This window comes from Thermomonas sp. (genome assembly GCF_019104945.1).
In the GTDB taxonomy this organism is placed as follows: domain Bacteria; phylum Pseudomonadota; class Gammaproteobacteria; order Xanthomonadales; family Xanthomonadaceae; genus Thermomonas.
This window is the reverse complement of sequence record NZ_JAHRWW010000056.1, coordinates 1-8556: the sequence shown is the minus strand read 5'-3', so window position 1 is coordinate 8556 and position 8556 is coordinate 1. Positions and strand designations below refer to the sequence as shown.

General features: G+C 59.9%; 9 protein-coding genes and 1 pseudogene. 9 read left to right on the top strand and 1 reads right to left on the bottom strand.

Translation table 11 applies throughout. From position 1 onward, the window contains the following. Nucleotides 1-554 (bottom strand): ATP-binding protein (locus KUL77_RS12600; RefSeq protein ID WP_297147891.1); only part of this gene is annotated, 554 nt, incomplete at its 3' end. Between the two features lie 155 nt (nt 555-709). On the opposite strand from KUL77_RS12600, the gene KUL77_RS12595 reads away from it, so the two are divergent. From KUL77_RS12595 to KUL77_RS12555, 9 genes and pseudogenes are all read left to right on the top strand, one after another. Continuing rightward, the gene (locus KUL77_RS12595; RefSeq protein WP_297147888.1) at nt 710-1726 is read left to right on the top strand and encodes a glucokinase; all 1017 of its coding nucleotides are present in this window, start codon (nt 710-712) and stop codon (nt 1724-1726) included. Between the two features lie 18 nt (nt 1727-1744). Next, nucleotides 1745-2673, top strand: a pseudogene (locus tag KUL77_RS12590) (N(4)-(beta-N-acetylglucosaminyl)-L-asparaginase). Nucleotides 2674-2681: 8 nt separating this feature from the next. Beyond that, the gene (locus KUL77_RS12585) at nt 2682-3407 is read left to right on the top strand and encodes a copper homeostasis protein CutC (protein WP_297147886.1); all 726 of its coding nucleotides are present in this window, start codon (nt 2682-2684) and stop codon (nt 3405-3407) included. 77 nt (nt 3408-3484) lie between these two features. Continuing rightward, on the top strand, nt 3485-5158 hold the full coding sequence (locus tag KUL77_RS12580; protein WP_297147883.1) for a CTP synthase: 1674 nt from the start codon (nt 3485-3487) through the stop codon (nt 5156-5158). After that, the gene (kdsA, locus tag KUL77_RS12575; protein ID WP_297147879.1) at nt 5155-5988 is read left to right on the top strand and encodes a 3-deoxy-8-phosphooctulonate synthase; all 834 of its coding nucleotides are present in this window, start codon (nt 5155-5157) and stop codon (nt 5986-5988) included. Before KUL77_RS12580 ends, kdsA begins: the two co-directional genes overlap by 4 nt. Before the next feature lie 33 nt (nt 5989-6021). After that, on the top strand, nt 6022-7314 hold the full coding sequence (gene eno / locus KUL77_RS12570) for a phosphopyruvate hydratase (RefSeq protein ID WP_297147876.1): 1293 nt from the start codon (nt 6022-6024) through the stop codon (nt 7312-7314). A gap of 14 nt (nt 7315-7328) precedes the next feature. Continuing rightward, nucleotides 7329-7670 carry a cell division protein FtsB gene (gene ftsB, locus KUL77_RS12565; protein WP_297147873.1) on the top strand — a complete coding sequence of 114 codons (342 nt, stop codon included), beginning with the start codon at nt 7329-7331 and terminating at the stop codon, nt 7668-7670. Further along, nucleotides 7667-8353, top strand: a complete 687-nt coding sequence (ispD, locus tag KUL77_RS12560; protein ID WP_297147870.1) for a 2-C-methyl-D-erythritol 4-phosphate cytidylyltransferase — start codon at nt 7667-7669, stop codon at nt 8351-8353. Before ftsB ends, ispD begins: the two co-directional genes overlap by 4 nt. Next, a partial coding sequence (locus KUL77_RS12555) for a 2-C-methyl-D-erythritol 2,4-cyclodiphosphate synthase (protein ID WP_297147867.1) occupies nt 8350-8556 on the top strand: 207 nt, incomplete at its 3' end. The genes ispD and KUL77_RS12555, both read left to right, overlap by 4 nt.

Sequence of the window (8556 nt, the reverse complement as noted above, 5' to 3'; positions counted from 1 at the left end):
TTGAGCGCGCGCAGGTTGAACTTGGGTGTATCGAAGTATTTTGGATCTGGCCAAAAGCGCAGCCGGGTGCCGGTGTTTTTCTTGCCCACGCTGCCGACGATGTCGAGCTTTGAGGCGCGGTCGCCGTTGGCAAACGCCATGTGATATTCGTTGCCGTCGCGCTTGATAAAGACATCAACCTTGTTCGAAAGCGCGTTGACTACGCTTACGCCCACGCCGTGCAGGCCGCCGCTGAAGGTGTAGTTCTTGTTGCTGAACTTGCCGCCGGCGTGCAGGCGGGTGAGGATCAATTCGACGCCGGGAATTTTTTCTTCCGGGTGAATGTCCACCGGCATGCCGCGGCCGTCATCGGCCACTTCGCAGCTGCCGTCGGCGTACAGCGTTACGCTGATGGTCTTGGCGTGCCCGGCGAGGGCTTCGTCCACACCGTTGTCGATCACCTCTTGCGCCAAGTGGTTGGGGCGGGCGGTGTCGGTGTACATGCCGGGGCGGCGTTTCACCGGGTCCAGACCAGAGAGAACTTCAATATCAGCGGCGTCGTAGCGTGCGTTCATGCGTTGTAACGGGTGGTTCCAGTGACTCAAGCCCGTCAGTTTGTCGCTTTACGGCAGTTTTTGCACGCATTTCCGGGGGAATGCGCCACGGCTGGCCGTACAATGTCCTGTAGGACAATGTGCTGGCAGAGTCAGCGACTAATCGAGGGGGTTGTGTGACGCAAGTAACAGACCGCACCGAAGAATGTGCGGCTCAGCGGCTGATAACGGCTGACGTAGGTGGAACGTACGCGCGGCTGGGCGTGGTGGAACAGCGTGCCGATGGGATGGTTGTTGCCTTCCATCAGCGCTACGCCTGTGCAGATTTTTCTAGCCTCGCGGCGGTGCTGTGCCAGTTTCGCAGTGATTATTCGGCGCAGACGCAGCAAGCCCTACCGGATGTCTGTGTTGTGGCGATTGCGGGGGTGTTGCAGGGCGATACGCTGCTTAATAGCAATTTGCCGTGGAAGGTATCGCTGGCTGCAGCGCAGTGCGAGGCCAAAATTTCCCGGCTGCATGTCATCAATGATTTTGAAGCCCTTGCTTGGGCGCTGCCGCAGCTTTTGCCCGCGCAGCTAGAGACCTTGGGGGCGGGCAATGGGCAGGGCTTGCAACTGCCCGCGCTGCTGTTAGGGCCGGGGACGGGGCTTGGCGCTGCATTGGTGGTGGATCAGGGCGGCCGGGCAGGCGTGCAGCCAAGCGAAGCGGGGCACGCGGCGCTAGCGGCCAATTCGCTGTTGGAGCTGGATGTCGTGCGTTTGTTGCAGGCACGCTTTGGCCACGTGGACAGCGAGCGCGTATTTTCAGGCCCGGGGTTGATGAATTTGTATCAAGCCGTGTGCGAGCTGCGTAACTTGCGCCCGCATTGGGGTACTCCTGCAGAGCTGGTAGAGGCGGCCAACGGCGGCAACGATCTGCTTGCTGCAGAATGTGTCACGTTGTTTTGTCGCTGGTTGGGCAGTTTTGCCGGGGACCTTGTCATTACCTTCCGCGCGCGCTCGATTTGCTTGGCGGGTGGGTTAACCGGGCATCTGCAGCATTATTTGCAGCAGGGCGGTTTTATGCAGCGGTTTGTCGATAAAGGTGTACTGTCCGATACGCTGAGTGAGGTCCCAGTGTTTACGATTGAGCACGGACAGCTGGGCTTAATTGGCGCGGCCGCGTGGTATGCCGCGCGCCATTCATCTGACTAAGTTTTGAAGGAATTACCGATGCCGTCACACCGACAGTTTTTGCACTCCACATTGCTGGCTGCGTCGGCGAGTGCATTGCCGGCAGCAACCACCGCTGCAGCGCTGTCTGGAGCCAAAGTGGTTTCTACCTGGGACTTTGGCGTTCCGGCCAACCGCGCAGCGTGGGAGGTGCTCGGGCGTGATGGCAGTGCGCTCGATGCCGTAGAGGCTGGCGCACGGTGAGCTGAAACTGGGCAATGCAACAGTACCGTGGGGCAGTGCGGCTATCCCGATCGCGATGGCTTTGTCACGCTAGACGCCAGCATCATGCGCGGCGACGGTAGCTGCGGTGCGGTGGCGGCGTTGGAAGATATCGACCACCCCATTTCAGTGGCGCGCAAGGTGATGGAACACACGCCGCATGTGATGCTGGTGGGCGCAGGGGCGCGCCAGTTCGCGGTGAGTGAGGGCTTTAAGCCGCGCAGTCTGCGCACGCCAGAAGCAGAAAAAGCGTGGCGCGAGTGGCTGAAAACGGCGCAGTACCAACCGGAAATCAATGTTGAACGGCGCCGTATCCCCGGTAATAGCGAAAACCATGACACCATCGGCATGCTGGCCATTGGCCGTGACGGCCGCATGGCGGGGGCCTGCACCACCAGCGGCATGGCGTTCAAATGCGCGGCCGCGTGGGCGAGGAAATGATTCGCAATACCGCCAGTTTCCTTGTGGTCGAGCTGATGCGGCAGGGGCATTCCCCTGCCGAGGCGTGCCGAATTGCGATTGAACGCGTGGTAAAAAAGCGCCCCGAGGCAAGTAAAACGCTGCAGGTGTGTTTTCTTGCTTTGAACAAGCATGGTGAAGTCGGCGCGTTCGCGCTGCACCGTGGGTTTGTCTATGCGGTGTGCGATAGCGCGCAGCACAACGTGCTGCTGGATTCGCCTTCGGTGTATTCGACCACGCAAACCTAAGCGAGGCAGTGATGGTACGGCTATTGGAAGTGGCGGCAAATTCGCTGGAGTCGGCGCTACAGGCGCGGCAAGGTGGTGCCGACCGAGTAGAACTGTGCGAAAACTTGGGCGAAGGCGGCACTACGCCGTCGTTTGGCACCATTGCACTGGCGCGTGAATATCTCGACATTGCGCTGCATGTGCTGATCCGTCCACGCGCAGGAGACTTCGTCTATACCCCGCGCGAGTGGGAGGCGATGCGCTGCGATGTAGAGCTGTGCGCGAAGCTGGGCTGCGATGGCGTAGTGATTGGCGGCCTCACTGCGAGTGCTGAGATCGATATGGACGACTGCCGCATGCTGATGGATGCGGCGGCAGGAATGCAGGTGACCTTCCACCGCGCCTACGACTGCGTGAGTGATCGCACTAGCGCGCTGGAGCACATCATCGCGCTAGGCTGCTCACGCGTGCTTACCTCGGGTGGGGCCGACGGCGCGCCGCAGGGGGCCGCGGCCATTGCGCACGATGTTACGCGTGCGGCAGGCCGGTTAATTATTTTGCCGGGGGCGGGGATCTCGCCGGAAACGGTTGGCCCCCTCGTGCGGACTACGGGTGTGCAGGAAGTGCATGCCTCCTGCAAAGCCTTGGTGCAAGGGCAGGGCGGCATTGGCCCGGCGGGCCTTGATCGTGATTTTTGGCAAACCGATGCCAGCCGCGTGCAGGCGCTGCGGCTGGCACTGGATGCGGCCATCTGAACGGCAGCCGCCGCGTTGGGCGTGCATGATTCGGGCGCTTGCCTTAAAATGCACATTTCCAGCGCCGCGCTGCCGATATGACCTCCCCTGATTCTCAAACGCCCCTTCTCTTTGTGACCGGGGGCGTCGTGTCCTCGCTTGGCAAAGGTATTGCCGCCGCCTCGCTTGCCGCTGTGCTTGAAGCCCGTGGCCTAAAGGTCACGATGATGAAGCTCGACCCGTATTTGAACGTGGATCCGGGCACCATGAGCCCGTTCCAGCACGGCGAGGTGTATGTCACCGACGACGGCGCCGAAACCGATCTCGATCTTGGCCACTACGAGCGCTTCGTCAACACGCGCTTGTCTGGGTTGAACTCGATCACCACCGGCAAAATTTACGAAGCCGTAATCCGCAAAGAGCGCCGGGGCGACTACCTTGGCGGCACCGTGCAGGTTATTCCGCACGTCACCGACCAGATCAAAACCTGTATTGATGCGGCCACCCGTGGCTTTGATGTGGGCATCGTTGAAATTGGCGGCACCGTGGGCGATATCGAATCGCTGCCCTTCCTCGAAGCCATTCGTCAGTTGCGCAGCGAGCGCGGCGCGGCGCGTGCAATGTTTATGCACCTCACTCTGGTGCCGTATATCGCCGTGGCGGGTGAGCTCAAAACAAAGCCTACCCAGCATTCGGTGAAGGAGCTGCGCAGCATTGGTATCCAGCCGGATGTACTGCTCTGCCGCAGCGAGCAGCCGCTGCCAGAGGGCGAGCGCCGCAAAATTGCGCTGTTTACCAACGTCGCCGAAAAGTCGGTGATCTCGGTGATCGACCAAGACAATATCCACAAAATTCCGCGCTGGTTCCACACCCAAGGCTTAGACCAAATCGTGGTGGAACAGCTGCATTTGGAAGGCAAAGCAAAAGACGCCGATCTGTCCGAATGGGATGCGGTGGTGGATGCTTCAGCGCATCCGGAAGACGCCGTCACCATTGCTGTCGTGGGCAAGTATGTCGATCACAAAGACGCTTACAAATCGGTGGGTGAGGCGCTCAAACACGGCGGTATCCGTCAGCGCACTAAGGTGCTGTTGAAGTGGTTGGAAGCCGAAGACGTGGAGCGCGAGGGCGCGGCAAAGGTGCTGGCTGACGTGGACGGTGTGCTAGTGCCGGGTGGCTTTGGCGACCGTGGGTTTGAAGGCAAGGTGCAAACGTCCAAATATGCGCGCGAAACTGGGTTGCCTTATTTTGGCATTTGCTACGGTATGCAGGCGGCGGTGGTAGATGCCGCGCGTCATCTGGCGGGGTTGGAAGGCGCCAATAGCACCGAAAACGACAAAAATGCAGTGCATCCGGTGATCGGTTTGATTACCGAGTGGCGCACGCAAAGTGGCGATATTGAACACCGTAGCGAAGACTCCGACCTCGGCGGCACCATGCGCCTTGGTCTGCAAGAGCAGCGCGTGAAGCCGGGTACGCTGGCGCATCAGCTGTATGGCAAAGACGTGGTGGGCGAGCGTCACCGCCACCGTTACGAATTCAACAACCGCTACCGCGTGCAGCTGGAAGACGCGGGGCTGGTGATTTCGGCTAAGTCGATGGACGATCTACTGGTGGAAATGATCGAGCTTCCGCAGTCCGTGCATCCGTGGTTCTTGGCCTGCCAAGCACACCCAGAGTTTCTATCCACCCCGCGCAGCGGGCATCCGCTGTTCATTGGGTTTATCAAGGCGGCGCGCGCGCGCAAAGCCAGCAAGGGAGCAAACGCATGAATCTGTGTGGGTTTGAAGTTGGGCTAGACCAACCGCTGTTTTTGATTGCAGGCCCCTGTGTGGTGGAAAGTGAGCAACTGCAACTGGACGTAGCCGGACAGTTGAAAGAGATCACCCAGAAATTGGGGATCAATTTCATCTTCAAGTCCAGCTTCGACAAGGCCAACCGCACTTCTATCAATAGCTTCCGCGGCCCCGGCATGGAAGAAGGTCTGCGCGTGCTTGCGGAAGTGAAACGTCAGATCCAAGTGCCGGTGCTCACCGACGTGCACGAATACACCCCGATGGACGAAGTGGCTTCGGTGGTGGATGTGTTGCAGACCCCGGCCTTCCTCGTTCGCCAGACCGATTTCATCACCAAAGTCTGCGCTACCGGCAAGCCGGTCAATATCAAGAAAGGCCAGTTCCTATCGCCGTGGGACATGAAGCCGGTAGTGGAGAAGGCTAAATCCACCGGCAATCACAACATCATGGTGTGCGAGCGTGGTGCAAGCTTTGGCTACAACAACCTCGTCTCGGATATGCGTTCACTCAGCGTGATGCGCGAGACCGGTTGCCCGGTGGTGTTCGATGCCACCCATTCGGTGCAATTACCTGGCGGGCAGGGCAGCTCCAGCGGCGGCCAGCGCGAGTTCGTGCCGGTGCTGGCGCGTGCGGCGATTGCGGTGGGTGTGGCCGGTATCTTTATGGAAACACATCCCGACCCAAGCAAGGCCCTATCGGATGGCCCGAACGCGTGGCCACTAGGTAAGATGGAAGCACTTCTTTCTACCCTGATAGAACTGGATGCCGTTAGCAAACGCAGCGGTTTTCTGGAAAACTCTGTCTAATTCCCATTACTTCTCTTAAGTGACGACTTCACGATGACTACGATCAGCCACGTCCACGCACGCGAGATCCTCGATAGCCGCGGTAACCCCACGCTTGAAGCCGAAGTGACCTTGGCCGATGGCAGCTTTGGCCGCGCCGCTGTGCCCTCGGGCGCTTCGACCGGCAGTAAGGAGGCCGTGGAGCTGCGTGACGGCGACAAGACCCGCTACTTGGGCAAGGGCGTGCAAAAGGCCGTAGGCAATGTGAACGGCGCAATCGCGGCTGAGTTAAAAGGCTTCGACGCCGCCGACCAAGCTGGCCTCGATAAGCGTCTGATCGACCTCGATGGCACTGAAAACAAAGGCCGCCTTGGTGCCAATGCGCTGCTGGGTGTATCGCTGGCGGCCGCGCACGCAGTGGCGGCATCGAAGAAACAGGCGTTGTGGCAGTACCTCGCCAGCCTCACGGGCGCGACTCCGGCACTACCGGTGCCGATGATGAACATCATCAATGGCGGCGCACATGCCGATAACAACGTGGACCTGCAAGAGTTCATGGTGCTGCCGGTGGGCTTTGATTCGTTCTCAGAAGCATTGCGCAGTGGCACCGAAATTTTCCATGCGCTGAAGTCGGTGCTGAAAAGCCGTGGCCTATCCACGGCGGTGGGCGATGAGGGCGGTTTCGCCCCCGATCTGCGCAGCAATGAAGAAGCTCTAGAAACCATTTTAGAAGCCATCGGCAAAGCGGGTTACAAGGCCGGTGAAGACATCATGCTGGGGCTGGACTGCGCCTCGACCGAGTTCTATGAAAACGGCAAGTACAACCTCACCGGTGAGGGCAAGCGTCTAAGCTCGGAGCAGTTTGTGGACTTCCTCGCGCATTGGTGCGAGCAGTACCCGATTATCACCATTGAAGACGGCATGGCCGAAGACGATTGGGATGGCTGGAAGCAACTCACCGACCGCTTGGCCGGGAAAGTGCAGCTGGTGGGCGACGATCTGTTTGTCACCAATCCGAAGATCTTCAAGGATGGCATTAGCCGCGGCGTGGCCAACGCTATTTTGATCAAGGTGAACCAGATCGGTACGCTGAGCGAGACGCTGGAAGCGATCGCGATGGCCGATGCCGCCAAGTACGCGGCGATTGTTTCGCATCGCTCCGGTGAAACCGAAGACACCACGATTGCTGATATTGCCGTGGCCACCACCGCCACCCAAATCAAAACCGGTTCGCTGTGTCGCAGCGACCGCGTGGCCAAGTACAACCAGCTGCTGCGTATCGAGCAGGCACTGGGGAGTGCCGCGCGCTACGCAGGCCGCGACGCTTTCGTCTCGCTCAAGCGTTAATTGCGCACACAAAGATGAGAGGTGTGTTTGCCGTACTGTTGGTGCTGGCGCTGCTATTAGCAGCGCTTCAGTACAAGCTTTGGTACGGCAGTGGTGGGCAGCGCGACGTGCAGGCACTGCGCGATCGGGTGGCCGCACAAACGGCGGAAAACACCAAGCTGCAGGCGCGTAACGACGCGCTTGCGGCGGAAGTGGAAGATCTGAAATCCGGTGGCGAAGCCGTGGAAGAACGCGCGCGCAGCGAGCTGGGTATGGCCAAGCCAGGGGAAGTTTTTTACCGCGTCATTGATGACGCGAACAAGACGGTGGCACCGGCCACCACACCAGCAGACACCAGCGAATCTCCCTCCCAATGAGCTGGGCGCTGGTGCCTGCCGCCGGTAGCGGTCGCCGCTTTGGGGGTGAAACGCCCAAGCAATACCTGCACGCGGCCGGCAAACCGCTAATCGAACACGCGCTGTGTGCACTGCTGGCCCATCCTGAAGTGGAAGGTGCTGTGGTTGCGCTGGCGGCCGATGATCCACGCTGGCCGGGGTGGACGTCGCTGCACGGCAAGCCCGTACTAACCTGCGTGGGCGGTGGTGAACGCGCCGACTCTGTGCTCGCGGCCCTGCATGCGCTGCCGGAACGCGTGGATGAAGAGGCCTTACTCCTCGTGCACGATGCCGCGCGCCCGAACCTGCGCCGCGATGACATCGAAAAATTGATTACAGCGGCCAACGCGAGTGCTGACGGTGCAATTCTCGCCGCACCAGTACGTGACACCCTCAAACGTGCCGATACACATGCGCGTATTGCTTCCACCGAGCCACGCGCTGCGCTATGGCGTGCGCTTACCCCGCAGGCCTTTCGGCGTGGTTTGCTGCAGCGTGCATTAGAAGCTGCACAAGCAGCAGGCGTAATCGTTACCGATGAGGCGATGGCGGTAGAGCGCCTTGGCCTGCACCCGCAGTTGGTGGAAGGGCGCGAAGATAATTTGAAAGTAACAACGCCAGCCGATCTCGCGCTGGCCGAATTTTTATTGAGGCAACACGCATGACGATCCGCATTGGCCAAGGCTTTGATGTTCACGCATTTGGCGCGGGCGATCACATCATGCTTGGGGGCGTGCGCGTGCCGCATACACAGGGCGTAGTAGCGCATTCCGATGGCGATGTAGTGCTACATGCGCTGTGCGATGCCCTTTTAGGCGCGCTGGCGCTAGGCGATATCGGCCAGCATTTTCCGCCGTCGGATATGCGC